We start from the raw sequence: 24,204 nt of genomic DNA on the forward strand, positions 1-24,204 counted from the left end.
AAGCCCCCTCCCACATTGACCGAGTGTCAGCCGTAGAAGCGCGGACGCTCAGGCAGGCTGACTTGGACAATTTGCCCACTGCCCTGCGCTTCAATACATGCATCCGCCGCGACCGCCGCTGCAAACCCATCCCACGCCGACGGCCCGCCCACTTGCCCGGCGCGCACGCTGTCGATGAACGCCTGCAACTCGACGTCATAGGCGCCGATAAAGCGGTCTTTCCAGTCCATCAGAATCGCATTGGACAGCTTGGCTTCGCTGCGCAATTGCACCTGCGACGGCTCCGGCAGCTTGGCGATACCGGTCTCCCCCACCACTTCGCACTGAATGTCGTAGCCGTACTGGCAGTTCACAAACACTTCCACATCGATGCGCGTGCCCTTGGCGGTTTCCAGCAGCACGATCTGCGGATCGCGCAGATGGGCCAGGGCCTTGCTGGTCTTGCGCGGGAACACCACTTGCACCGACACATAGTCGTCGTCGAGCAGCCAACGCAACACATCCAGCTCGTGGATCAGGGTGTCGGTGATCGCCATGTCGGTCTTGTAGTTCTCGCCCACCCGCGGGTTACGGTGCGCGCAGTGCAGCATCAGCGGCTCGCCGATCCGGCCGCTGTCGATCACCGCTTTGAGGGCGCGATAACCTTCGTCATAGGGGCGCATGAAGCCCACTTGCACCAGGCGCTTGCCGTGCGCCACTTCGGCCTCGACGATCCTGCGACAGCCTTCGGCGGTGACCGCCAGGGGTTTTTCGCAGAACACCGGTTTGCCCGCCTCGATGGCGGCGAGCACGAATGCCTCATGGCTCGGGCCCCAGGAAGTGACAAGAATGGCTTCGACCTGAGGCGAACGGATCAGCGCATGGCCGTCCGGATACACCTCGGCGTCCAGTTTCAGATCCGCCACCACCTTGGCGGCCTGCTCCAGGTCGATGTCGGTCACCGCCACCACCTGGCTGTTGAGCAAGGTCTGGCTGCAACGACGAATATGGTCCCGGCCGATAGCGCCCGTACCGATAACACCCAGCTTCAACGACATACATTCACTCCTCTTGTTATTAGTACTGCCGGGCCTTGGCCAGCTGTTCATTGAGTTTTTTCGCCGCCGCGTTGGTGCGTTCGCTGGTGGAGACCTGCGCCACACCCACCCGCCACCACGACAGGTAGCCGTGGATCATGGTCTTGGGCAGCACCTTGATATCGATCAGCGTCGACACCGTTTGCGTGCGCGCATCGGCCAGCGCCGCTTCGAGCTGTTCGACGCTGCTGACCTTGTAAGTCTTGCAACCGTAGGCCGCCGCACTCATGGCGAAATCCACCGGCACCAGGCCGCCGTCGAGCTTGCCGCTCTCGGGGTTGCGGTAGCGGAACTCGGTGCCGAAGCTGTCCATGCCGTTGCCGATCTGCAGGTTGTTGATGCAACCGAAAGCCATGTTGTCCAGCAGCACCACGTTGATCTTGCGGCGCTCCTGGATCGAGGTGGCCAGCTCCGAGTGCAGCATCATGTAGGAGCCATCGCCGACCAGCGCATAGACCTCGCGCGTCGGCTCGGCGAGTTTCACGCCGAGGGCGGCGTTGATCTCGTAGCCCATGCACGAATAACCGTACTCGACGTGGTAAGTGTTGACGCCCTTGCTGCGCCAGCTGCGCTGCAGGTCGCCGGGCAGGCTGCCGGCGGCGGCGACGATGATCGCGTCGTCGGCCAGCGCCTGGTTGAGCACGCCGAGGACCCGGCTTTGGGTCAGGCACGAACCGGTCAGCTCGATAAATTCGCGCAGCACGCCGCGGTCGAGGTGGTCGTCGACCTCGGGGACGAAGTCGTCACCGGCGTATTCCAACTGATGCACCCGGTCGACTTCAGCATCCAGTTGCGCCCTGGCATCGCGCACCTGCTCGCCCCAACCGGCGCGATAATCGCCCAGCGCTGCGGCCAATGCCTCAAGGGCGACTCGTGCATCCGCCAGCACTTGCACGCCATCGAGTTTCAACGCATCGCCGGGGCTGATGTTGAGGTTGAGGAACCGCACCTCGGCGTGCTTGAACAACGACTTCGACGACGTGGTGAAATCGGTGTAGCGCGTGCCGATCCCGATGATCAGGTCGGCCTCGGCGGCCAACAGGTTCGCGGCCAGGCAGCCGGTTTCGCCGATCCCGCCGACGTTCAGCGGATGGCTGGACAGCACCGCGCTCTTGCCCGCCTGGGTTTCGGCGAAGGGCATCTCGAAGCGTTCGGCAAATGCCTGCAGGGCCGCATTCGCCCCGGAGTACTTGACCCCGCCGCCGCAGATGATCAACGGCTTGCGCTTGCCCTCGAAGGCCGCCACAGCATCGCCGATCATCGCCTCGGTGGGCGGGCGCCGGTCGAGGCGATGGACACGTTTTTGCAGGAAGTAATCCGGGTAATCCCAGGCCTCGGCTTGCACGTCCTGCGGCAGCGCCAGGGTGACGGCACCGGTTTCGGCCGGGTCGGTGAGCACGCGCATGGCGTGGATCGCCGCGCTCATCAATTGCTCGGGGCGGTTGATGCGGTCCCAGTATTTGCTCACCGAACGGAAGGCGTCGTTGGTGCTGATGCTCAGGTCATGGAACTGCTCGATCTGTTGCAGCACCGGGTCGGGCTGGCGGCTGGCGTAGACATCGCCAGGCAATAGCAGCAACGGAATGCGGTTGGCCGTGGCAGTCGCGGCAGCGGTCAGCATATTCGCCGCCCCCGGGCCGACCGATGCGGTACACGCGTAGATCTTGCGGCGCAGGTGCTGTTTGGCAAACCCGATGGCGGCGTGGGCCATGCCTTGCTCGTTGCGGCCCTGATGCACCACCAGGTCGCCGCTGTCCTGCTCCAGCGCCTGGCCCAGACCGAGCACGTTGCCGTGGCCGAAAATCGTGAACACCCCGGCCACGAACTTGCTCTGCACACCATCGACTTCGATGTATTGGTTATCCAGAAATTTCACCAGGGCCTGGGCCATGGTCAAACGAGTGGTGGTCATGTCGCGCCCCTTAAAGGTCCAGCAGCCAGCTGTGCTGCGGGTCGTTATGAAAATGCCAGGCGCGCTTGGGGCCGGCCATTACGTTGAGGTAGTAGGACTCGTAGCCATACGGCACGCTCACCGGGTGGTACCCCTTGGGCACCACCACCAGGTCGCTGTTTTCCACGGCCATGGCCTCATCGATGCTGCGATCGTCGGTGTACACCCGCTGGAACACGAAGCCCTGGGGCGGGTTGACCTGGTGGTAATAGGTCTCTTCGAGAAAGCTCTGGTGCGGCAGGTCGTCGGTGTCGTGCTTGTGCGGCGGGTAGCTCGACGAATGCCCGGACGGCGTGCGGACTTCCACCACCAGCAGGGAGTGGGCGGGCTCGCTGTCGGGCAGGATGTCGCACACGTAACGGGTGTTGGCGCCTTTGCCGCGCACGCTGCGCTTGCACTGTTCGGGGCGGATCAAGCGCGGCGCGAAACCCGTCGCGCCAGGCGCGGCGCAGACCGCGAGCTGCACGTCGCTCAATGCCGTCACCTGGGCGTCGGTGCCCGGCGGCAGGTAAGCGGCAAAGGGCGATTTGTCTTCAAACACCGACTGACGATCGCCGAGGTTCTGCCAGTTGAACCCCTCGCCTTCGATCGTCACCCGGCCGCTGAGCAGCACCAGGCACAGCTCCTGATCGCCGGCGGCGACTGGCAGGGTTTCGCCCAGGCTCAGGCGGTAGGCGGCAAAGCCGACATAGTCCAGGCGGCCCGCTTCGAGGGCGACCATGGTTTGCCCGCGCTTATTGCTCTTGACCAGCAAGCTCATTGCCCCGTCCTCTCGTTCAGCAGCGCACGCAAGGTGTCGTAACCTTTTTTCGCATAGATATAGCTCGGCGCGACAGCCGGGTCCTGCTCGGCTTCGACCACCAGCCAGCCTCGGTAATGCGCGGCCAGCAGCACGTCGAGCAACGCGGCAAAGTCGATATCGCCGTCACCCGGCACGGTGAAGGTGCCGTTGACGATGCAGTCGGGGAAGCTCCACATCTGGTTGCGCGCCAGTTGCACCACCGCTTTGCGCACGTCCTTGAAATGCACATGGCACACGCGGTCGATGTGCTTGCGCAGTACGTCGAGGGGTTCACCGCCACCCATGTAGCAATGGCCCGAATCGAACAGCAGGCCGACTTCGGGGCCGGTGCGGCGCATCAGTTGATCAATGTCCTCCGGCGATTCGACATAGGCGCCCATATGGTGGTGGTAGGCCAGGCGCACGCCCTGGGACAGAGTAAAGCGCGCCAGCTCGGTGAGCTTGTCGGCGTAGTCCTGCCAGGCCTGCTCACTGTGGAAACGCGGGCGTTCGATCAGGCGGATGCGGGAGCCCTGGATCGAATCGGCCACTTCGCCGTAGACCAACACCGTGGCGCCATTGTGTTTGAGCAACTCGACGTGAGCGGCGATGGCTTCGATTTCCTCCGCCACCGACCGCTGGGCCAGACGGCTGGAGTACCAACCGGAGACCAGCGCCAGGTCGTAGGGGCGCAACACATCGGCGACGCCCTTGGCGTCCTTGGGGAATTTGCCGTTGAGTTCAAAACCCTCGTAGCCGATCTGCTTGCCTTCGCTCAACGCCGTGCTCAGGGGCGTTTCGCCGCCCAGGGCCGGCAGGTCGTCGTTGCTCCAGGAGATCGGGTTGATGCCAATTCGGATTGCGGGCATGGCTGCACCTTTATTATTTTCAGGTATCACTGAGATCTGCATTATGTGGGAGGGAGCTTGCTCCCGATGGCAGTGTGTCAGGCAACACTTCTGTAACTGCACCACCGCCATCGGGAGCAAGCTCCCTCCCACATTGGATTACATTTCAAATTAAGAACTGCGTTCAGCCTCTGGCACTGCACCAGGCACTGATCAATTGCTCGAAAGTGGCCCGGACTTGGCGGATCAGGGTCTCGTCATCAATCTCCCCCGCCATCCACGCGCGACTCGGCTCCTGGAAAATCGTGCGTCCCACGGCAAAACCACGGCAGGTGCGACTCTGGCTGGCTTGGCGGAAGCCCTCGGCCAGGCACTCGGCCGAGGCATTCAGGCCCAGCAGCACCACACCGCGGCAGTACGGGTCGCGTTCCTCGATCAGTTCGTCGAGTTTTGTCCAGTCCTCGGCCGACTGTGCCTCGATTTTCCACCACGCCGGGTAGATCCCCAGGTTGTACAGGCGCTTGAGGCTGCGGTAGAGCACATCGGGGTAGGTCGAGGGGTGATCCTTGGGCGGGATGACTTCCAGCAACAGTTCATGCCCGCTGACCAGCGAAGCCTCGTACACCGCCTTGAGTTGCGCTTCCTGTTCCAGACGCAGCAGCGGTTCGTCATCGGGGTGGTATTGCACCAGGCATTTGATGATTTGCTCCTGGGGCCAGGCGATCAGGTTGCTGCCGATCGAGCGGCCGTGTTCGAACGCCAGGGGCCGCGAGTTCTGCACCTCCACCGGGCGTGCGATCCACCAGCCGCGACCGCTGGCGGCGTTGAGTGCGTCCTGGCCGAAGCGCTGGTCGGCGAGCAAACCGACATCGGCCTCGATGCCCTGCCCGCGCAGCGTCTTCTCCACGCGTTCGACGGCCTGGATAAACAGCTGCTTGATCGTGCTGATGCGGCTCGGGTCCTGGCCGCCGCGTTGCGCCAGGTCGACCAATTGCCAGCGGTGGTCGAAGGCGAACACGAACAGTTGCTTCCAGGCCTTGCGTGGCACCGTGACCCGATGCAGGCGCTGCAGGGTCACGTCTTGATCGGGACGGGTGATCGGCACCGGGCTGTTGAACAGGTAATCCAGTTCGGCCGGCGTCGGCATGGCCGGTGCGCAGGCGTGGCGCGACACCACCAGGCCGCCGCAGGCATTGGCCAACTGGCTGCATCGCGCGTCGCTGGCATCGTTCAGCCAGCCGCTGAGAAAGCCCGCCATGAACGCATCGCCGGCGCCCAGCACGTTAAGCACTTCAACGCGCACGCCGGGGTAGATCGCACCCTCTTCCAAACGGGCCGGGATCGCGCCGTGGATCACCGTGCAGCCCTGCGGGCCGAGCTTGACCACCAGGGTCGCCGGGGTCAGTTCACGGACGGTGCGCAGGGCGCCGAGCAAATCTTCACTGCCGCCGGCGATCAGGAACTCTTCTTCAGTACCGACGATCAGATCGAAGCGCGGCAGGATACTCTGCACGTGCTGGCTGACGCTCTGGTCGGCGACAAACCGGGTTTCGCCATCGGCCTTGCCCGCCAGGCCCCACAGCACCGGGCGGTAGTCGATGTCGAGCACGCGCTGGACGTTGTGTTTGGCCGCGTAATCCAGGGCCTGGACGCTGGCCTTGTACACAGCGTCGGTGGAGAAATGCGTGCCGGTGATCAGCAGGGCCTTGCTCGAGGCGATAAAGGCTTCGCTGATGTCTTCGGCGCGCAGGGCCATGTCGGCGCAGTTTTCGCGGTAGAACACCAGGGGGAAGGTTTCGCGGTCCTTGAGGCCCAGCAGCACCAGCGCGGTAAGGCGTTGCGGGTCAACCTTGATGCCGCTGACATCGCAGCCTTCACGGGCCAGGGATTCCGTCAGGAACCGGCCCATATGGTCGTCCCCTACCCGGCTCAACATCGCCGACTTGAGGCCCAGGCGCGCGGTGCCGAAGGCAATGTTGGCGGAAGAACCGCCGAGGTACTTGGCAAAGCTGGACACATCCTCAAGCCGCGCACCGACTTGCTGCGCATAGAGGTCGACGCCCAGGCGCCCGAGGCAAATCAGATCCAATTGACGCCCACTGGCAAAACGAGTCTGGCCCATGCTGGCTCCTGTTATTTTTATCAGCCTGCGTTGTGCCGCCGTGGCGACGGCACACGCTCTTGGTGGGAGCAGACTAGAACGTTCAGCGAGCCCAATCAATATTTATTCCATAATTATTTTTGGTAGAATATTTTTTCCAATACGTCAGCATAGGGGCACGCCAGCGACAGTGCATCGTTTCAGCCGTCCATTCGCTGGCGCATGCTGGGGTATTTTTTTGCGCCTACCCTGTAGACTTGCGCCCACTATCAGCGCACCAGATGAACCCGCCAGAAGGATTGCCCATGTCCCGCACCGATCAGCCGGCCACGCCCGAGACCGCTTCCCACGACACTCTCGCCAGCCCTGCGATCAATGCCGAACGCCTGTTGCAGCTGATCACCGACGAATACGAAAGCCTGCCACGCCAGCTCAAGCGCATCGCCAGCTACATGAGCCAGCAGAGCGACCGGATCATGGTCGACCGCATCAGCGACATCGCCCGCGAATGCGAAGTGCATCCGTCGGCCATCGTGCGGTTCTCCCAGCGTTTCGGCTTCAGCGGGTTCAGTGAGATGCAGGCGCTGTTTCGCGAGGCGTACACCCACAAGACCACGCCGGTGCAGAACTATCAGCAGCGCATCCGCAGCATGATCGCCAACAAGTCGCAGAAGGCCAGCGGCGGCGACCTGGCGCGCGAGTGTGTCAATGCCACGCTTTCGGGCATCGAGCGCCTGGGCCTGGAACTGGATGACGCGGCGTTCGAAAAAGCCGTCGACCTGGTGGTCAACGCCGACAACATCTACGTGGTTGGCGTGCGCCGTTCGTTTGCGGTGGCCGATTACCTGGTCTACAACCTGCAGCACACCAACAAGCGCATCCACCTGATCTCAGGCCTGGGCGGCAGCTACCGCGAGCAGATGCGCAGCGTGCGCGCCAATGACCTGGTGATCGCCATCAGCTTCACGCCCTACGGCAAAGAGACCCAGCACTGCCTGCGTATCGCCCAGCACCACCAGGCCAAGACCCTGATCATTACTGACAGCAACCTGTCGCCCCTGGCCAAGCGCGCGAACGCAGTGCTGTTGGTCAATGAAGGCTCGTCGTTTGCCTTCCGTTCGTTGAGCGCCACGTTGTGCCTGTGCCAGGCGCTGTTCATTGCGGTGGCGTATCGCCTGGAGTTGAAGGTGGATGAGATTCATGAGCAGGTGGGCTTCGACGACTGACTCGCCAGGGATCTGCAGGCGCGGGCTTGTTCGCGCAGAGCGTTAACGATGACGCCCGAGCGCCGCGTCCCCGGGCGCAGGCCGGTCATTGCACAAGGGGACTGACGACTTGGGCTTGATCAAGCCTCAAACCTACTCGGAAATATCAAAATTCACCCTCACCGCAAACGGCGTCTCCTCGTTCCTCTGCACCATGCAATCCACACTGCCCACTGTACGCCCGGTCTCAGGCAAGGCAGTAAATTCAAGGCTGCCACTGATGGAATGGGCAAAACCGAAAGAGTTGATTCGGCCAAATTGAACTTGCACTTCCTTGCTGGTGGCCAGGTCAAACGCCATACCCTTCGCCTCTTCTCTCACCACAATCAGCACCAGATTCTGAACCCGTGAAAGATCGTCATATTGGCGACCGATTACCTGCCAGTAAGTAAACGTGCTTACAACCTTCCTGAGACTCACTTCCGTCGCGTCGAACTCAGGCGCCGGCATCGGCCCGCCGGGTACTGACCCGCGCATATAGCCGGTGCCGGTGATCTGCGGTGTGCACATTCGCGAACTCAAGCCGATCAGGTTAATCACGCCCTGCGTGATTTCAACGTCCTTGCTGCCATGCTTGGCCGAAAAACTGAACGTGCCGACCAGCCGGTCCTGTGAGTCAAGGGACAGACTGAGACTCCCTGTGAACGCTACGTAGGGTGCACTGCCGAGGTTTTCGTGCGCCCAATAAGTGCCCGTGGCCTGACTTCCAAGGGAATACGTTCGCTCCTCGCCATCGTCCAGGACGTCCGAAACAACAAAATCGAAGCCGAGCCGCTCGTTGATATCGGGGCCGATTTTTTCGGTCGCACTGATGTACAACTTGTTATCCAGGAAATACATCATCATCTGATCGGCGTCCCCTTGAAAGGAATGCTCGGGAGGACTGACCTGAGGGTTATTGATCTTGGCGGTAAAACTTCCTGTTGTCTGGTTCATGGCTACGCCCCTTGAACATGATTGGTCGACTCACGCTATTTGCTTCGAGCGAGGGCGTAAACTGTCAAATCTCACAGGTTTAAAAACCACGGTTTTAATAACGATAAATAACCGACCTACGGGGGCTGGCGCGCCAGGCGGTGTTTATGAAAACTGTGTCAGTTTTGCCAACATGAAGTTTTATTTAGGAAGCGTTCAGCCATTTCTTGGCAAAATGCCCACACTTCTAGTGTGAATCGCTCACCAGGTAATCCTATGACCCGCATTTTGACCATTGAGGATGACGCCGTAACGGCCCGCGAGATCGTCGCCGAGCTGAGTAGCCATGGACTGGATGTTGATTGGGTGGACAACGGCCGCGAAGGCCTGGTCCGCGCCGTGAGTGGTGATTACGATCTGATCACCCTCGACCGTATGTTGCCGGAACTCGATGGCCTGGCCATCGTCACCACCCTGCGCACCATCGGCGTGTCGACGCCAATCCTGATGATCAGCGCGCTCTCCGATGTCGACGAGCGGGTGCGCGGCCTGCGCGCCGGTGGGGATGACTACCTGACCAAGCCGTTCGCCTCCGATGAAATGGCCGCCCGCGTTGAAGTGCTGCTGCGGCGCAAAAGCACGGTCAAGGAATTCGAAACCGCGCTGCGCGTGGCCGACCTTGAGCTGAACCTGATCAGCCGTGAAGCCAGCCGCGCCGAGCAGCCGCTGAGCCTGCTGCCCACCGAATACAAACTGCTGGAATTCCTGATGCGCAACACCGGGCAGATCCTGTCGCGGATGATGATCTTCGAGGAAGTCTGGGGTTATCACTTCGACCCCGGGACCAACCTGATCGATGTCCACATCGGTCGCCTGCGCAAGAAGATCGATCCACCTGGCCTCACGCCGCTGATCCGCACGGTACGAGGTTCCGGGTATGTCATTGCTGAACCCCTCTAAGGGCTGGCGTTCCTCCAGCAGCCGCTTGCTGGCGCTGTACAGTTCGCTGTTCGTGGCTTGGAGCTGCATCCTCATGGGGGTGCTGTATTACGAGGTGTCCGGTTACCTCAGCGACCTCTCGCGCCATTCGCTGATGCAGCGCCAGCACCTGTTCCAGCGGTTCGACGGCGAAGAACTGTTGGAAGCCCTGACCACCAGCATGACCTTCGACATGAAGGGCGTGGACGCCTATGGCCTGTTCGATGAGCAATTTCGCCCATTGAACGGACCGATCCAGGCGATACCGCCCGACTTGCCCCTGGACGGCAAGATCCACGCCCTGGCCAATTGCGTCGACTCCGACGACCCGAAACTGCCCAAAGACAGCTGCGACGCCGTGGTCACCCACACCGCCGATGGCCGCTGGCTGGTGCTGGTGCGCGCCAACGGTTCGCTGTTCGGCGTAACCCGGATCATCTGGCACGCGCTGCTGTGGGCGGTGTCGCTGACCATCATCCCCGGCGCCGCCGGCTGGCATTTGCTGCGCCGCCGCCCATTGCGACGGATTCGCGGGATCCAGGCCAGCGCCGAGGCCATCGTCGCCGGCGACCTCACCCATCGCCTGCCGCTGTCGAACCGGCGTGACGAACTGGACATGCTCGCCGCCATCGTCAACGCCATGCTCGACCGCATCGAGAAGCTGATGAACGAGGTCAAAGGCGTGTGCGACAACATCGCCCACGACCTGCGCACCCCGCTCACCCGCTTGCGCGCGCAGCTCTATCGCATCAAGCAACAAGCCGAACACGACTCGGCCCACGCGGTGCAGCTGGACGACGCCATCGCGGAAACCGACACGCTGATGGCGCGCTTTCGCGGGTTGTTGCGGATCTCGGAACTGGAAGACCACCAACGCCGCTCGGGCTTTCTGGTGATGGACCCACTGCCGCTGCTGCGCGAACTGCACGACTTCTACCTGCCCCTGGCCGAGGAAGGCGAACTGCAACTGGTGCTCGACACCCCGCCATCCCTGCCCTGGATCACCGGCGACCGGGCCTTGCTGTTCGAGGCCCTGGCCAACCTGCTGAGCAACTCGATCAAGTTCACCCCAGCGGGCGGCGAAGTGATTTTGCGCGCGGTCAACGATGCGGGCAGCACGCGTATCGAAGTCCACGACTCCGGCCCCGGCATCCCAACAGCGGAACGCAAGGCGGTGTTCCAGCGGTTCTATCGCGTGGATGAAAGCGACCAGCAAGGTGGGTTTGGGCTGGGCTTGTCGATTGTCGCGGCGATCATCAATCTGCACGGTTTCAAGCTGGACGTCGGCACCAGCCAACGCGGCGGTGCGCGGTTGGTGCTGGAGTGTCGCCAGCAACTGATGCCCAAATAAACCAGACACGACACCGATCGAAACGGTGGGAGGGGGCTTGCTCCCTCCCACATTGGGTGTCGGTTGCCCGATCGATCAGGTCAAGCCGGGAAGTTGGCGCGCAGCGCCTCAAGCCCACCGCGGTACACGCCGGCAAACAAAGCCTCCACCGCCTCGTCGGTGGTGCCCGGCACCGGGGTGAACACGCCCGACCACGTCACCTTCGCCGACGACTCCGTCAGGGCTTCGACCCGCAACGTCGCCAGGTAGGCACTCACCGGAAACGGCGACTCCTCGATGCTGTAGCTGTAAGTGCGGGCCACGTTATCAAAGGTCTGCAAGCGCTCCACCACCACGCCGCCATCGGCGGTCTTCAGGTGACGCAGGCGCCCGCCGTCGCCCGGCTTGCTCTCGACGATCAATGGCAGCCAGTCCGGCAGCGCGTCAAAACCGCCGACCAATTGCCACACCTGATCGGCCGAAACCGGAACTTCAATGACAGAAGAAGCTGTAGGCACAATCAATACTCCAGACAATAAACAATTCAGATCGCCAGATCTGTCGCACCGACAGTTGCTGGCGACCGGGGTTGAACAATGTACGCCAGCCGATTCGTCACTTCACCCCCTATTCGTGGCGCGATGGATGCTCGAGATTGACGCCATGCCGTACCGGACCACTGAAATCATCTGCGTGCCTGGACGGCCCGCAGGGCGCAAAAACACCGATGCTAACGCACAGCCACTCGTTCTGTACCTGTTAGAAATGACAGTTGTAACGCCCCCATCTCCAGCGTTTACTGGTACGCAACGGCGCCTGTCCATACGGCACCGACAGGTAAACACTCCAGGGAGGGACTCATCATGCCGCGTTATTTCAAAACCTCGATCACTGCGCTGACACTGCTCGGCGCCTCGCTGCTGTACGGCTATGGTGTAACCGCCAGTGCCGCCACATACGTCGACTCGGGCAGTGCGGCCGGGGCGCAATGTTCAACCAGTAGCGTCAACGATAGCGCACAAGCCGTGGGCAATTGTTCATCCGCTACGGTCAGCGCCAACAGCAATCCTTGGTACGCCGCATCGCTGAGCGGCCCTCAACAGGTCTTGCCGCCGCTGGTGAACGGGCAACCGTGCAGCGTCGAGGCAATCGCTAACAGTGGCTGGATGCTGGGAAGTTGCGCCAACGCCGCCAATCTCAGTTTTGCCGTATTCTGGAATGCAGCGACGCCCAGTGGCCTGCCGACGGCGACGGCCCCCTTGCCTGGCACCTTGCTGTTTCCCCTGCTGCGACCCGCCGATGTCCAGACCGTGCCCACCGCCCTGAACCTGCTAGGCGCGGCCCTGGCTCAAAGCATCAGCGCCACGTTACAGGCAACCGTGGTGCTGTATACCCCGGGCAATGCCACGCCCCAACGCGTTTCCAACTATGGCGACAACTGTGCCGGGATCGACGTGAACAACACCTTGATCAACGGCTATCCCAGTGTCGTCATGAACTGTCCGGGGGCCAATGCCACGCCCAAACCCACCGTCGCCACCTGGAACGGCAGCAGCTACGTGTTGACCGCGCTGGCCAGCCCCTCCGGCGCCAGCTATTGCTGGGCGGTGGGCATGAACGATCAGCTTCAGGTGGTCGGTACCTGCGTGTTCAGCGGCGCTACCGGCGATGTGCCGCAAACGGCATTCTGGGGAACACCCAGCAGCGCGCCCCTGCTGCTGACCATGCCCCTCAATGCGCAGAATTACGCGGTGTCGATCAACAACCCCGGGCATATACTCGCGTATGGCAGGGACCCGTCGGGTTTCGAGAAAGCACTCTTTTGGCCAGACCCCACCAACTCGTTCAGCGTGCAGTCGATCCAGCCGCTGCCTGGCAGCGCCCAGACCAACGCGGTGGGTTTGGCGGATAACGACACCGTCGCCTTGAACAGTTTCGATGCCAACCAATACCCCAGCGGCGCCTACTGGGACGGCGTCAACGGCACCGTGGAGATCAACCCTCTTTTGGACGGACGGATGAGCCGGCTGGAGGGCATTACGCGCTCCGGGGCGATCGTGTATGGCACAGCAACCGATTCCACGCTCAACTACAGGGCCGTAGGCGCAACCTTGCCATGACGAGGAAAAGCGGTTTTCCTTGCAGCCTTAGGTGCGGCTCAATCCAACCGCCCCCATGCGGCGGCAGCTCATCACTGCAGGGTCTCCCGCAACCGATACCACAGCATCCCCAACGCCAACAACGGCGAGCGCAAGACCTTGCCGCCCGGAAAGGTCATGTGCGGCACCTGGCTGAACACCTCCAGGCCCTGGCTGTGCCCGGCATGGATGGCTTCAGCCAGCAGCCGCGCACACCAATGGCTCACGTTCAGCCCATGGCCGGAATAGCCCTGGGCATACAACACGTTCGGGTACTGTTTTAGCCGCCCGACCTGGGGAAAGCGATTGGCGGTGATGCCGATCTTGCCGCCCCACTGGAACTCGATCGCGGTATTGGCCAGTTGCGGGAATACCGTGAGCATCTTCGGTTGCATATACGCGGCGATGTCCTGCGGATCACGCCCCGAATAATGGCAGGCGCCGCCGAACAACAGGCGTCGGTCGGCGGTCAGTCGGTAGTAGTCCAAGCCGACTTTCTGGTCGCACAGCGCCAGGTTCTGCGGGATCAATTGCTCGGCCAGCCCTTCCGTTAACGGTTCGGTGGCGATGATGTAGCTGCCGGCAGGCAGTACCTTGCCGCTCAAGCGCGGCTCCAGTTCCTCCAGGTGCGCGTTGCAGGCCAGCACCAGATTGGCCGCGCGCACCGTACCGCCGGCGCAGCGTACCTGCACGGTGTCGCCGTGGAGCAGTTCCAACGCTGGGGTGTGCTCGAAAATCCGCACCCCCAGGGACTCGGCGACCCGCGCCTCGCCCAACACCAGATTCAATGGGTGCAGGTGCCCGGACCCCATGTCCACCAGGCCGCCGGCATAGACCTGCGAGCCGACGACCTGGTGCATATCCTGCGGACCTACCACACGGACCTCATGGTTGTAGCCCTGCGCCAATAGGCGCTCCTGCTCGCCCTTGAACGCGGCGAACTGCGCCGCGGTATTGGCCAGTTCGCAAAAGCCCCAGCGCAGGTCGCAGTCGATACCCTGCGTGCGAACGCGTTCACCCACCAACGTGACCGAATCAATCCCGGCCCGCTCCAGATAACGCACGCCCTCCTCGCCCACATACTTGGCAAAGCCCGACACGTCGTGGCCGATGCCGCGAATCAATTGCCCGCCGTTGCGCCCGCTGGCGCCCCAACCGATGCGCCGCGCCTCCAGCAGGATCACCGACAGCCCGCGCTGGGCCAGTTCGATGGCGGTATTGACCCCGGTGAACCCACCGCCGATCACACACACATCCGCGCTCAAGTCGGCGGCCAAGGCCGGACGCTCGGGCATGGCATTGGCCGAGGCCCGGTAATAGGACCGGGCGTGGTCGTTCGATTGGATCATTTGTCGGTCTTCACTTTGCTCCAGGCGCGGGTCATCAGGCGCATGGTCGCCGGGGTCGGCGTGGTGGAAATATAGAGTTTGTCGAGCACGGCCTGGGACGGGTACACCTCAGGGTTGTTCACCAGTTCCGGGTCCATGAAGGCATTGGCTGCCGGGTTGGCGTTGGCATAGCCGACCGAGGCGCTGACTTTGGCGATGACTTCAGGGTCGAGCAGGTAGTTGATAAACGCGTGGGCTGCTTTCGGGTTGCTCGCATCGGCGGGGATCGCCAGCAGGTCAAACCACAGGTTGGAGCCTTCCTTGGGAATCGAATAGGCAATGTTCACCCCGTTCTTGGCTTCCTTGGCGCGGTTGGCGGCCTGGAACACGTCGCCGGAATAACCGAACGCCACGCAGATATCGCCGTTGGCCAAATCCGAGATGTACTTGGAGGAATGGAAGTAGGTGATGTAAGGCCGCAACGTCAACAGCTTGGCTTGCGCCTGTTTGTAGTCTTCAGGGTTCTCGCTGCGCGGGTCCTTGCCCATGTAGTTGAGGATCGCCGGGAACAACTCATCCGCCGAGTCGAGGAAGGCCACGCCGCACTGGTTGAGCTTCTTGAGGTTCTCCGGCTCGAACAGCACCGCCCACGAATCGATATGGTCGATGCCGAGCACCTGCTTGACCTTGTCGACGTTGTAGCCGATGCCGTTGGTGCCCCACAGGTACGGCACCGAGTGCGCGTTGCCCGGGTCGTTTTTCTCCAGCAGCTTGAGCAGCTTGGGGTCGAGGTTCTTGAAATTGGGCAACTGCGCGCGGTCGAGCTTGAGGAACGCGCCGGCCTTGACCTGGCGCGCCAGGAAGTGGTTGGACGGCACCACCACGTCATACCCGGTGCGCCCCGCCAGCAGCTTGCCCTCCAGGGTTTCGTTGGAGTCGAACACGTCGTAGATCACCTTGATCCCCGTCTTGGCCTGGAAGTCGGCCAAGGTGGTTTCGCCGATGTAGTCGGTCCAGTTGTAGACACTGACCGTCGGCTCCGCCTGCGCGGCGCTGCTGAATGCTGCCACCAGGGCCAGCGGGAGAAGTTTTTTCATCAGACGCATATCGACACCCCTTTATGATTGTTTAGACGCTCAACAGCAGGAACTCACGCTCCCAGGAACTGATCACCCGCTTGAAATTCTCATGCTCGGCGCGTTTGACCGCGACGTAGCCGCGCACGAACTTGTCGCCCAGGTATTGCTTGACCGTCGCGCACTCCTCCATACGCACCAGCGCATCCTCGAGCGTGATCGGCAGGCGCAGGTTGCGCCGCTCATAGGCGCGGCCTTCCACCGGCGCGCTCGGCTCGATCTTTTCGATCATGCCCAGGTAGCCACACAACAGGCTGGCGGCGATCGCCAGGTACGGGTTGGCATCCGCGCCGGGCAGGCGGTTTTCCACGCGCATGGCGTCGGGGTTCGATGTCGGCACGCGCAGGCCGACAGTGCGGTTTTCTTCGCCCCATTCCACGTTGACCGGCGCCGAGGTGTCCGGCAGGAAGCGGCGGAACGAATTCACGTTGGGCGCAAACATCGGCAGCAGCTTGGGGATGTACTTCTGCAGGCCGCCGATGTGGTGCAGGAACAGCGTGCTCATCTGGCCGTCGGCGTCGACGAACACCGGCTTGCCCGTGGCGATGTCGACCACGCTCTGGTGCAGGTGCATCGCGCTGCCCGGCTCGTCGGCCACCGGCTTGGCCATGAAGGTCGCGGCCACATTGTGCTTGAGCGCGGCTTCGCGCAGGGTGCGTTTGAACACGGTGATCTGGTCGGCAAGATCCAGGGCGTCACCGTGGCGGAAGTTGATTTCCATCTGCGCCGGGCCGTCTTCGTGGATCAGTGTGTCGAGGTCCAGGCCCTGGGCTTCGCACCAGTCGTAGACGTCTTCGAACAGTGGGTCGAACTCGTTGGCGGCGTCGATGGAGAACGACTGGCGACCGGTTTCGGCCCGCCCGGAGCGGCCGACCGGGGTTTTCAGCGGCAGGTCCGGGTCATCGCAGCGCTGGGTCAGGTAGAACTCCATTTCCGGCGCGACAATCGGCTGCCAGCCCTGCTCGGCGTAGAGCTGCAACACCTTTTTCAGCACGTTGCGCGGCGACAGCTCGATGGGGTTACCCTGCTTGTCGAAGGTGTCGTGGATCACGATGGCGGTCGGTTCAATCGCCCATGGCACCACGTAGGTGGCGTGGGCCACCGGGCGGCAGACCATGTCGATGTCGGCCGGGTCGAGCAGGTCGTAGTAGACATCGTCGTCGACAAAGTCCCCGGTTACCGTTTGCAGCAACACACTTTCCGGCAGGCGCATGCCTCGCTCATGCAGGAACTTGTTGGTGGGCGCAATCTTGCCGCGTGCGATGCCAGTCAAATCACTGATCACGCATTCGACCTCGGTAATCTTGTGTTCTTTCAGCCAGGCGGACAGCTGATCGAAGGGGGCGTTCATAAGGACCTCGTCATGGGTGGGAGACTGCACCGGCTTGTACTCCCGGCGCATTGAGGTCTATCTTGGGCTCGCCGCGCCACGGCATCTATCCACTTTGCTCCGAACACAACGCACCAATAGAGTGCGAGCAGGTTCCCCCCATGACAGAGGCAACCGCTTTGCGCGTACAGGCCTTCACCACCGGTGATGTGGCCGCTCAATGCCGTGCGACACCCGGCTGGGTGCAGCACTACCAGCAGATGTCCCCCGGGCATTTTGCCGGGCAGATCCGCTACCTCGACCTGCACGGCGTGGAGGTCTACGAAGAGAGCATGAACACCCGGGTGGAGCAGCATTTCAACGCGCCGCCGGGGTCCCTGGCGTTCTGTTTCGACGGCAGCGACAACGCGCTGTACCTGCTCAATGGCGAGAGCCGCAACACCTGGATCACCCCGGAGAACTACCGTGAAGTGGCGGTGGTATTCGGGCCGCAGTTCGTGCAGCGCCATCGGTTGGATGTGGCGAAACTCGAAGGGTTGTTCATGGCGCCGCTGACCTGCCAGCAGAATGCGTTATTCAGCCGCTGGCTCAGTGGCACGCTCACACGGTTGTCCGGTACCACCGACCCGATCAGCCGCGACGCCCTCACCCAACAGTTGCTCGACGATTGCCTGTTCATTCTCGACAACGCCTGCATATGCCTGGACCGCCAGTCATTGCAGCGCCGCAGCGAAGAGCGCCGGCTGATGACGCGCATCGGCGAATGGGCGGTCGATGCACCGGATGACACCGTCAACCTGCTGGAGCTGGCGCAGATCGCCGGCGTGCCGTTGCGCCAGTTGCAACAAGGCTTCAAGACCTACACCGGAATGAGCCCGGCGCAGTGGTTGCGTTTGCGCCGCTTGAACGGGGCGCGGCAGGAGTTGTTGAGTTCAGCCGCGGCCACAGTGGCGCAAGTGGCGATGAACTGGTCGTTCTGGCATTTGGGGCGGTTTTCCAATAGCTACCGGGCGTTGTTCAAGGAGCTGCCGAGCGAAACCCTCAAGCGCGCCGTTTGAAACGCACTCTAAATGGTGGGAGGGAGCTTGCCCCCGATGGCAATGGGTCAGTCACCAGGAATATTGACTGAGACACCGCTATCGGGGGCAAGTCGAATCGTCGCACCGCCCCTCCCACATTGGATTGCATCAAGGCTGGACGTTGAGGAAGGTTGCCATCAACGGGTTGACCCGCTCCGCTGCCTCCAACTTTTGAAATGCACTCTAAATGGTGGGAGGGGGCTTGCCCCCGATGGCAATGGGTCAGTCACCAGGAATATTGACTGAGACACCGCTATCGGGGGCAAGTCGAATCGTCGCACCGCCCCTCCCACATTGGACTGCATCAAGACTGGGCGTTGAGGAAGGTTGCCATCAACTGGTTGACCCGCTCCGCCGCCTCCAACTTTTGAAATGCACTCTAAATGGTGGGAGGGGGCTTGCCCCCGATGGCAATGGGTCAGTCACTAGGAATATTGACTGAGACACCGCTATCGGGGGCAAGTCGAATCGTCGCACCGCCCCTCCCACATTGGATCGCATCAAGGCTGGGCGTTGAGGAAGGTTGCCATCAACGGGTTGACCCGCTCCGCCGCCTCCAACTTTTGAAATGCCCTCCCACATTGGACTGCATCAAGGCTGGGAGTTGAGGAAGGTTGCCATCAACTGGTTGACCCGCTCCGCCGCCTCCAACTGCACCATATGCCCCTGCCCCGGCAGGATTTCCACCTGAGCCTCAAGCCCCTCGGCATGTCGGGCCGGGATGATTGCGTCGTCGCTGCCCCAGATCACCAGGCTTGGCTGCTGCCCGACAATATTGCGCAGATCCAGGCGCTGCCGCCCGCCCTCGAACAGCTGGGCATTGAGCTGGCGCAACGCTTGATCCACGCCTTCGAGGCGCTTGAACTTGAGCATGTCCTCCAGCATCTGCCGCGTGACCAGCGCCGGGTCGCTGAACAGTTGAATCAAGTGCGGCTTGAGCGCGTTGCGGTTAGTCGCGTCGGTGAAGCCGTGCAAGTAGTCCGCGTTGATCTCTTCGCCGAGCCCGGCGCTGGCGATCAGGGTCAGCGAGGCGACCCGCGCGGGGGCCTGGCGCGCCACGGTCAGGCTGACCAGGCCACCCATTGAGTGGCCGGCCAGGTGGACGCGGTCGAGCGCGAGATGATCGAGCAACGCCAGCAGCGCCTGGCTCAACTCGTCGGCATCGCCGCTGCGCAGTTGCTTGCCCGACTCGCCATGGCCCGGCAGGTCCAGGGCGATCACCCGGCGCTGCGCCGCCAACCCCGGGTGGTTGAACAGCCAGTTGTTCAAGTCGCCGCCAAACCCGTGGACCAGCACCAACGGCGTGCCGCCCTCACCGAGGTCGAGATAACGCAAAAGCCGCCCGCCCACCTCGACTTTCTGCGCGCTGGGCCCGGACGCTTGCGCCTCGGCCGCACTCGACACGAAGCTGGCCTGGAAACCCTCGATTACCGCATCAATCTCGGCTTCCGTGGCCTCGCCCTCCACCACGATCCCGAGCAGCCCGCCCACCGGCAAGGTCTCGTCGCTCAGCGCCAGCACGCGGCGCAGCACGCCACTGAATGGCGCCTCGACGCTGCTGGAGATCTTGTCGGTCTCCACGTCGAGCACTTCCTCGCCCTTCTCCACCCGGTCGCCCGGCTGTTTGAGCCAGACATCCACGCGGCCTTCGGTCATCGACAAGCCCCACTTGGGCATGGTCAAGATATGGATCATGCGGCAGTCCTCTTATCGGCGATCTTCAACACCGCGGCTTCGATCTTCGCTGCGTTGGGGATGTACAGATCCTCCAGCGCATCGGAGAACGGCACCGGCGTGTGCGGCGCGGTGACCATTTCGATCGGCGCGCGCAAGAACGAAAACCCGCGCTGCGCGACCAGCGCGCTGATATCGGTGGCGATCGAGCAGCGCGGGTTGGACTCGTCGATCACCACCAGGCGGCCGGTCTTCTCCACGCTTTCCAGGATGCTGTCTTCGTCCAGCGGGCTGGTGGTGCGCAGGTCGAGTACTTCGCAGTCGATGCCTTGGCGCGCCAGGTTGGCAGCGGCTTCCAGGGCGATATGCACCATGCGCCCGTAGGTGACCAGGGTCACGTCATTGCCTTCGCGCACGTAATTGGCTTCGCCGAAAGGCACGGTGTACAGCTCTTCCGGTACTTCGCCCTGCAGGCTGTAGAGCATTTTGTGTTCGAGGAAGATCACCGGGTCGTTGTCGCGGATCGCCTGGATCAGCATGCCCTTGGCGTCATAGGGCGTGGCCGGGCACACCACTTTGAGGCCGGGGATGTGCGTCCACATCGAGGTGAGCATCTGCGAATGCTGCGCGGCGGCGCGCAGGCCGGCGCCGTACATGGCGCGCACCACCAGCGGCGTGGCGGTCTTGCCGCCGAACATGTAGCGGAACTTGGCGGCCTGGTTGAGCAACTGGTCGAGGCAGCAGCCGAGAAAGTCGACGAACATCAACTCGCACACCGGGCGCATGCCGCGGGTGGCCGCGCCGACCGCCATGCCGACGTAACCGATTTCGGACAACGGCGCATCCAAGACGCGGTCGGGAAACTCCGGGTACAGGCCCTTGGTCACGCCGAGCACGCCGCCCCAGGCATCCTGCTCGCCGGGAGAGCCGGTGCCGCCGGACACGTCCTGGCCGATGATGAACACACTCTGGTCGCGACGCATTTCCTGGGCCAGGGCTTCGTTGATTGCCTGCTGATAACTGATTTTGCGAGCCATGATCAATTCTCCACGGATTATTTTTGTAGTGGGTGGCGATTAGCGGTAAGCGACGTAGACATCACTGAGCAGGTCTGCGGCCTGGGGCTTGGGATCGGACTTGGCCAGGCGCACGGCGTCTTCGATCAGTTGCGCGACCTCCGCGTCGATGCGCTCGAACTGCGCCGCATCGAGCCAGCCTTCGGCGCTGCAGCGTTGGCGAAACAGCACCAGGCAATCGTGGGATTCGCGCAGGTTCTTCACTTCGTCGGGGCCGCGATAAGTTTGCGCGTCGCCTTCGAAGTGGCCGTAGAAACGGCTCAACTTGACCTCCACCAGCGTCGGCCCCTGGCCGCTGCGCGCACGTTCCACGGCTACCCCCAGGGCCGCGTGGACGGCGAAGAAATCATTGCCGTCGACGATCACCCCCGGCATGCCGAAGCCCACGGCGCGCTCGGCGATGTCTTTGCACGCTACCGACCAGCCCGAGCCGGTGGCTTCGGCGTAGCCGTTGTTTTCAGCCACGAACAGACACGGCAGTTTCATGATCGCGGCCAGGTTCATGGCCTCGAACACCGCACCCTCGTTGGAGCCGCCGTCGCCGAAAAACGCCACGGCCACGCCCTGGCTGCCCTTGAGCTTGGAGGCCAGCGCCGCCCCGGCCGCCAAGGGCGCGCCGGCACCGACGATGCCGTTGGCGCCGAGCATGCCTTTCTCCTGGTCGGCAATGTGCATGGAACCGCCCTTGCCACCGCACACCCCGGTTTTCTTGCCGTAGATCTCGGCCATCATGCCGAACACGTCCACGCCCTTGGCGATGCAGTGGCCGTGGCCACGGTGGTTGGAGGCGATGCAATCTTCATCGTTGAGGTGAGCCATGACCCCGGCGGCGCTGGCTTCCTGGCCGGCATACAGGTGGACGAAACCTGGGATCTCGCCAGTGGCGAATTCCACGTGCAGGCGTTCCTCGAAATCGCGGATGGTACGCATCACAGTGTAGGCATGGAGCAGTTGATCAGTGGACAGGTGAGTGGACATCTTGTTGTTCTCCAGGTTGTCTCGACACACAAAAGGCTGGCTGCAGCCAGTTGCAAGACCTTCAGCACAGCCTGTGCCAACGCCTCGAAAAACCTCGCACAGGCTTGATCCAGAGCAGTGCCATACGGTTGTGCGGTGGCGGCCGCCAACCACAGAATGAGACGCGCCATTGCAACCTGCCCGTGGCGTGCGCGGCCGGATGAGACGCTGCGTCTCACACCGGGCAGTTGGTCAGGCCGCCCTTGTCCCCCTGCGCGCATGCGCGCTTAATGGCGGGCATAACAACAAAAGATCGAGAACCGGAGGCCTTATGCTCGCCGCGAACTCCAAAGACCATGTCGACTGCGTCAGTCGCGTGGTCCGCAATGCCGATCGCCTGCCCCAGGCTCCGGTGCCGTCGCTGATTTTCGATTCATGGCGCCGTTCCATGGAGCAACACCACCTCGACCCTGGCTCGCTGCAAGGGCCACGCATTCTCAGTGAACCGCTGCTCAAGGAATGCCGTGAGCGCGCCGAACTGTTCATGCACATCGCCAGCGAAGAAGTCGGCCAACTCCACCACCGCGTGCGCCATGCCGACTACTGCGTGATGCTCACCGACGCCCAGGGCCAGACCATCGACCACCGCGTGGACACGGCGATTCGCACCGATTGCCGCAAGGCCGGCCTGTACCTGGGCACCTGCTGGTCGGAAGCCGAAGAAGGCACCTGCGGCGTGGCCACGGTGCTGACCAGCAAGGCTGCCGTGACGGTGCATAAGCGCGATCACTTTCGCGCAGCATTTATCGGGCTGACCTGCTCCGCCGCGCCGATCTTCGACCCCCAGGGCAACCTGCTAGGGGTGATGGACGCCTCGGCGCTCAAATCCCCGGATGACCGGCGCAGCCAGCATCTGGTAAGACAGATGGTGGCGCAGAGCGCACAAGCCATCGAAAATGCCTTCTTCATGCACAGCGCCCGTCAGCACTGGGTGCTCCAGGCCCACAGCACGCCCGGCTATGTCGACAGCCAGCCCGACCTGCTGCTGGCCTGGGACCAGGATGGGCGCCTGCATGCGTTGAACAGCAAGGCGCGCCAGGCCCTGCGTCGGCGCTTTGGCCAGGTGCCGGCGCATATCGGCGAGGTCTTCGACCTGGATGCGTTGCGCGCGGTCACCGATCAATCGGCGCAACAGCTGCACTGGCTGGGCGAGCCCGGCGCATTGCATGTGCGGGTCAGCGCGCCGCGGCGTAAGCCGGCGCGTCCAGCGAAGGCCGTAAACAATCAGGTCGACCCCCGGGTGGAAGAACACCTGCGCCTGGCCTTGCGGGTCAAGGACCGCAACCTGCCGGTGCTGGTGCAGGGTGAAACCGGCGCCGGCAAGGAAGTCTTCGCGCGCCAACTGCATGAGCGCAGCGCTCGTCGCAACGGGCCCTTCGTGGCGGTGAACTGCGCGGCGATCCCGGAAAACCTCATCGAAAGCGAGCTGTTCGGCTATGTCGCCGGGGCCTTTACCGGCGCGTCGAACAAGGGCATGCCCGGGCTGTTGTTGCAGGCCGATGGCGGCACGCTGTTCCTCGATGAAATCGGCGATATGCCGCTGGCCCTGCAGACGCGCTTGCTGCGGGTATTGGCCGAAGGTGAAGTGGCGCCGCTGGGTGCGGCAAAAACCCGTGCGGTGGATATCCAGGTGATCTGCGCCAGCCACCGCGACCTGGCGGTGCTGGTCAGCGAGGGGCGCTTTCGCGAAGACCTGTACTTTCGCCTGGGCTGCGCACGGTTCTGCCTGCCACCCTTGCGCGAGCGCAGCGACAAACTGGCCTTGATCAATCGGCTGCTGGAACAGGAGGCGCACAGCGGCGCAATCTCCGTGGGCATCGGCCCCGCCGCGCTGGAGGTGCTGCTCGGGTATGCCTGGCCGGGCAATGTGCGGCAACTGCGCCATGTGCTGGCGTATGCCTGTGCGGTGTGCGACGGCGGCACCATCCAGCTGGCTGACCTGCCCGTGGAGGTGCGCGGCGAGCAGATCGAGGCCGACGTGGAAGAACGTGTCAGCCCGGAACGCCAGGTGGTGCTGGATGCACTGATCCGGCATCGCTGGAAGCCGTCGCCGACGGCCCAGGCGCTGGGGATTTCGCGGGCGACCCTGTATCGCCGGGTCAACCAACTGGGCATCGACATGCCGGGCAAACATATCTGACCCAGCACCGTCAAACATGTGGGAGCGGGCTTGCCCGCGAT

General features: G+C 62.8%; 19 protein-coding genes. 6 read left to right on the top strand and 13 right to left on the bottom strand.

What is annotated here, in order from left to right; all coding sequences use genetic code 11:
* Positions 1 to 26: 26 nt before the first annotated feature.
* The 5 genes from iolG to JN756_RS17645 form a co-directional block, all read right to left on the bottom strand.
* Entirely contained in the window at positions 27 to 1,037 is a 1,011-nt protein-coding gene (gene iolG, locus JN756_RS17625; RefSeq protein ID WP_017846557.1) for a bifunctional inositol 2-dehydrogenase/D-chiro-inositol 1-dehydrogenase, read from the bottom strand.
* Positions 1,038 to 1,056: 19 nt separating this feature from the next.
* On the bottom strand, positions 1,057 to 2,988 hold the full coding sequence (gene iolD / locus JN756_RS17630; protein ID WP_046383702.1) for a 3D-(3,5/4)-trihydroxycyclohexane-1,2-dione acylhydrolase (decyclizing): 1,932 nt from the start codon (positions 2,986 to 2,988) through the stop codon (positions 1,057 to 1,059).
* A 10-nt stretch (positions 2,989 to 2,998) separates the two neighbouring features.
* On the bottom strand, positions 2,999 to 3,787 hold the full coding sequence (gene iolB / locus JN756_RS17635) for a 5-deoxy-glucuronate isomerase (protein ID WP_201021130.1): 789 nt from the start codon (positions 3,785 to 3,787) through the stop codon (positions 2,999 to 3,001).
* Entirely contained in the window at positions 3,784 to 4,677 is an 894-nt protein-coding gene (iolE, locus tag JN756_RS17640) for a myo-inosose-2 dehydratase (RefSeq protein ID WP_046489005.1), read from the bottom strand. Before iolE ends, iolB begins: the two co-directional genes overlap by 4 nt.
* 163 nt (positions 4,678 to 4,840) lie before the next feature.
* Entirely contained in the window at positions 4,841 to 6,778 is a 1,938-nt protein-coding gene (locus JN756_RS17645) for a bifunctional 5-dehydro-2-deoxygluconokinase/5-dehydro-2-deoxyphosphogluconate aldolase (protein ID WP_201021131.1), read from the bottom strand.
* Between the two features lie 284 nt (positions 6,779 to 7,062).
* Between JN756_RS17645 and JN756_RS17650 the strand changes: the two genes are divergently transcribed.
* Complete coding sequence (locus JN756_RS17650) at positions 7,063 to 7,983, top strand: MurR/RpiR family transcriptional regulator (protein ID WP_108526532.1); 921 nt, start codon at positions 7,063 to 7,065, stop codon at positions 7,981 to 7,983.
* 132 nt (positions 7,984 to 8,115) lie between these two features.
* On the opposite strand, the gene JN756_RS17655 is transcribed toward JN756_RS17650, so the two are convergent.
* Complete coding sequence (locus JN756_RS17655) at positions 8,116 to 8,958, bottom strand: hypothetical protein (protein ID WP_057004692.1); 843 nt, start codon at positions 8,956 to 8,958, stop codon at positions 8,116 to 8,118.
* Positions 8,959 to 9,213: 255 nt separating this feature from the next.
* On the opposite strand from JN756_RS17655, the gene JN756_RS17660 reads away from it, so the two are divergent.
* Positions 9,214 to 9,897, top strand: coding sequence for a response regulator transcription factor (locus tag JN756_RS17660; RefSeq protein WP_003219726.1), 684 nt, complete (start codon positions 9,214 to 9,216; stop codon positions 9,895 to 9,897).
* On the top strand, positions 9,875 to 11,266 hold the full coding sequence (locus JN756_RS17665; protein ID WP_079444054.1) for a sensor histidine kinase: 1,392 nt from the start codon (positions 9,875 to 9,877) through the stop codon (positions 11,264 to 11,266). Before JN756_RS17660 ends, JN756_RS17665 begins: the two co-directional genes overlap by 23 nt.
* 80 nt (positions 11,267 to 11,346) lie before the next feature.
* Here JN756_RS17665 and JN756_RS17670 read toward each other — a convergent pair whose 3' ends face one another.
* Positions 11,347 to 11,763: an SRPBCC family protein gene (locus JN756_RS17670; RefSeq protein ID WP_057004694.1), complete on the bottom strand. Its 417-nt coding sequence runs from the start codon at positions 11,761 to 11,763 to the stop codon at positions 11,347 to 11,349.
* 345 nt (positions 11,764 to 12,108) lie between these two features.
* Here JN756_RS17670 and JN756_RS17675 point away from each other — a divergent pair, with 345 nt between their 5' ends.
* Complete coding sequence (locus JN756_RS17675) at positions 12,109 to 13,365, top strand: hypothetical protein (protein WP_057004695.1); 1,257 nt, start codon at positions 12,109 to 12,111, stop codon at positions 13,363 to 13,365.
* Positions 13,366 to 13,436: 71 nt separating this feature from the next.
* Here JN756_RS17675 and JN756_RS17680 read toward each other — a convergent pair whose 3' ends face one another.
* From JN756_RS17680 to JN756_RS17690, 3 genes are read right to left on the bottom strand one after another with little or no spacing between them, the layout of a single operon-like run.
* On the bottom strand, positions 13,437 to 14,732 hold the full coding sequence (locus tag JN756_RS17680; RefSeq protein WP_201021132.1) for an NAD(P)/FAD-dependent oxidoreductase: 1,296 nt from the start codon (positions 14,730 to 14,732) through the stop codon (positions 13,437 to 13,439).
* On the bottom strand, positions 14,729 to 15,817 hold the full coding sequence (locus tag JN756_RS17685; RefSeq protein ID WP_079444059.1) for a polyamine ABC transporter substrate-binding protein: 1,089 nt from the start codon (positions 15,815 to 15,817) through the stop codon (positions 14,729 to 14,731). The genes JN756_RS17680 and JN756_RS17685 overlap by 4 nt, the downstream gene beginning before the upstream one ends.
* A 22-nt stretch (positions 15,818 to 15,839) precedes the next feature.
* Positions 15,840 to 17,198, bottom strand: coding sequence for a glutamine synthetase family protein (locus tag JN756_RS17690; RefSeq protein WP_046383711.1), 1,359 nt, complete (start codon positions 17,196 to 17,198; stop codon positions 15,840 to 15,842).
* A gap of 140 nt (positions 17,199 to 17,338) precedes the next feature.
* Here JN756_RS17690 and JN756_RS17695 point away from each other — a divergent pair, with 140 nt between their 5' ends.
* Positions 17,339 to 18,235 (top strand): helix-turn-helix domain-containing protein, encoded by an 897-nt coding sequence (locus JN756_RS17695; protein WP_201021133.1) that lies wholly within the window; start codon positions 17,339 to 17,341, stop codon positions 18,233 to 18,235.
* Between the two features lie 612 nt (positions 18,236 to 18,847).
* Here the strand turns inward: JN756_RS17695 and JN756_RS17700 are convergent.
* Genes JN756_RS17700 through JN756_RS17710 form a run of 3 tightly spaced genes read right to left on the bottom strand, consistent with a single transcriptional unit; the run spans position 18,848 to position 21,984 of the window.
* Positions 18,848 to 19,951 (bottom strand): acetoin dehydrogenase dihydrolipoyllysine-residue acetyltransferase subunit, encoded by a 1,104-nt coding sequence (locus JN756_RS17700; protein ID WP_017846571.1) that lies wholly within the window; start codon positions 19,949 to 19,951, stop codon positions 18,848 to 18,850.
* On the bottom strand, positions 19,948 to 20,967 hold the full coding sequence (locus JN756_RS17705) for an alpha-ketoacid dehydrogenase subunit beta (protein ID WP_017846572.1): 1,020 nt from the start codon (positions 20,965 to 20,967) through the stop codon (positions 19,948 to 19,950). Before JN756_RS17705 ends, JN756_RS17700 begins: the two co-directional genes overlap by 4 nt.
* A gap of 39 nt (positions 20,968 to 21,006) precedes the next feature.
* On the bottom strand, positions 21,007 to 21,984 hold the full coding sequence (locus JN756_RS17710) for a thiamine pyrophosphate-dependent dehydrogenase E1 component subunit alpha (RefSeq protein WP_046383715.1): 978 nt from the start codon (positions 21,982 to 21,984) through the stop codon (positions 21,007 to 21,009).
* A 310-nt stretch (positions 21,985 to 22,294) separates the two neighbouring features.
* Here JN756_RS17710 and JN756_RS17715 point away from each other — a divergent pair, with 310 nt between their 5' ends.
* The gene (locus JN756_RS17715) at positions 22,295 to 24,163 is read left to right on the top strand and encodes a sigma-54-dependent Fis family transcriptional regulator (RefSeq protein WP_046383716.1); all 1,869 of its coding nucleotides are present in this window, start codon (positions 22,295 to 22,297) and stop codon (positions 24,161 to 24,163) included.
* Positions 24,164 to 24,204 lie beyond the last annotated feature (41 nt).

Source organism: Pseudomonas sp. Y39-6 (assembly GCF_023651955.1).
In the GTDB taxonomy this organism is placed as follows: Bacteria; Pseudomonadota; Gammaproteobacteria; order Pseudomonadales; family Pseudomonadaceae; genus Aquipseudomonas; species Aquipseudomonas veronii.

Coding starts and splice junctions, on each gene's coding strand:
- JN756_RS17645 (WP_201021131.1), bottom strand. CDS start 6,778: ATGGGCCAGACTCGTTTTGCCAGTGGGCGTCAATTGGATCTGATTTGC.
- JN756_RS17655 (WP_057004692.1), bottom strand. CDS start 8,958: ATGAACCAGACAACAGGAAGTTTTACCGCCAAGATCAATAACCCTCAG.
- iolG (WP_017846557.1), bottom strand. CDS start 1,037: ATGTCGTTGAAGCTGGGTGTTATCGGTACGGGCGCTATCGGCCGGGAC.
- iolE (WP_046489005.1), bottom strand. CDS start 4,677: ATGCCCGCAATCCGAATTGGCATCAACCCGATCTCCTGGAGCAACGAC.
- JN756_RS17715 (WP_046383716.1), top strand. CDS start 22,295: ATGCTCGCCGCGAACTCCAAAGACCATGTCGACTGCGTCAGTCGCGTG.
- JN756_RS17650 (WP_108526532.1), top strand. CDS start 7,063: ATGTCCCGCACCGATCAGCCGGCCACGCCCGAGACCGCTTCCCACGAC.
- JN756_RS17685 (WP_079444059.1), bottom strand. CDS start 15,817: ATGCGTCTGATGAAAAAACTTCTCCCGCTGGCCCTGGTGGCAGCATTC.
- JN756_RS17705 (WP_017846572.1), bottom strand. CDS start 20,967: ATGGCTCGCAAAATCAGTTATCAGCAGGCAATCAACGAAGCCCTGGCC.
- JN756_RS17660 (WP_003219726.1), top strand. CDS start 9,214: ATGACCCGCATTTTGACCATTGAGGATGACGCCGTAACGGCCCGCGAG.
- JN756_RS17695 (WP_201021133.1), top strand. CDS start 17,339: ATGACAGAGGCAACCGCTTTGCGCGTACAGGCCTTCACCACCGGTGAT.
- JN756_RS17700 (WP_017846571.1), bottom strand. CDS start 19,951: ATGATCCATATCTTGACCATGCCCAAGTGGGGCTTGTCGATGACCGAA.
- JN756_RS17690 (WP_046383711.1), bottom strand. CDS start 17,198: ATGAACGCCCCCTTCGATCAGCTGTCCGCCTGGCTGAAAGAACACAAG.
- JN756_RS17680 (WP_201021132.1), bottom strand. CDS start 14,732: ATGATCCAATCGAACGACCACGCCCGGTCCTATTACCGGGCCTCGGCC.
- iolB (WP_201021130.1), bottom strand. CDS start 3,787: ATGAGCTTGCTGGTCAAGAGCAATAAGCGCGGGCAAACCATGGTCGCC.
- JN756_RS17665 (WP_079444054.1), top strand. CDS start 9,875: ATGTCATTGCTGAACCCCTCTAAGGGCTGGCGTTCCTCCAGCAGCCGC.
- iolD (WP_046383702.1), bottom strand. CDS start 2,988: ATGACCACCACTCGTTTGACCATGGCCCAGGCCCTGGTGAAATTTCTG.
- JN756_RS17710 (WP_046383715.1), bottom strand. CDS start 21,984: ATGTCCACTCACCTGTCCACTGATCAACTGCTCCATGCCTACACTGTG.
- JN756_RS17675 (WP_057004695.1), top strand. CDS start 12,109: ATGCCGCGTTATTTCAAAACCTCGATCACTGCGCTGACACTGCTCGGC.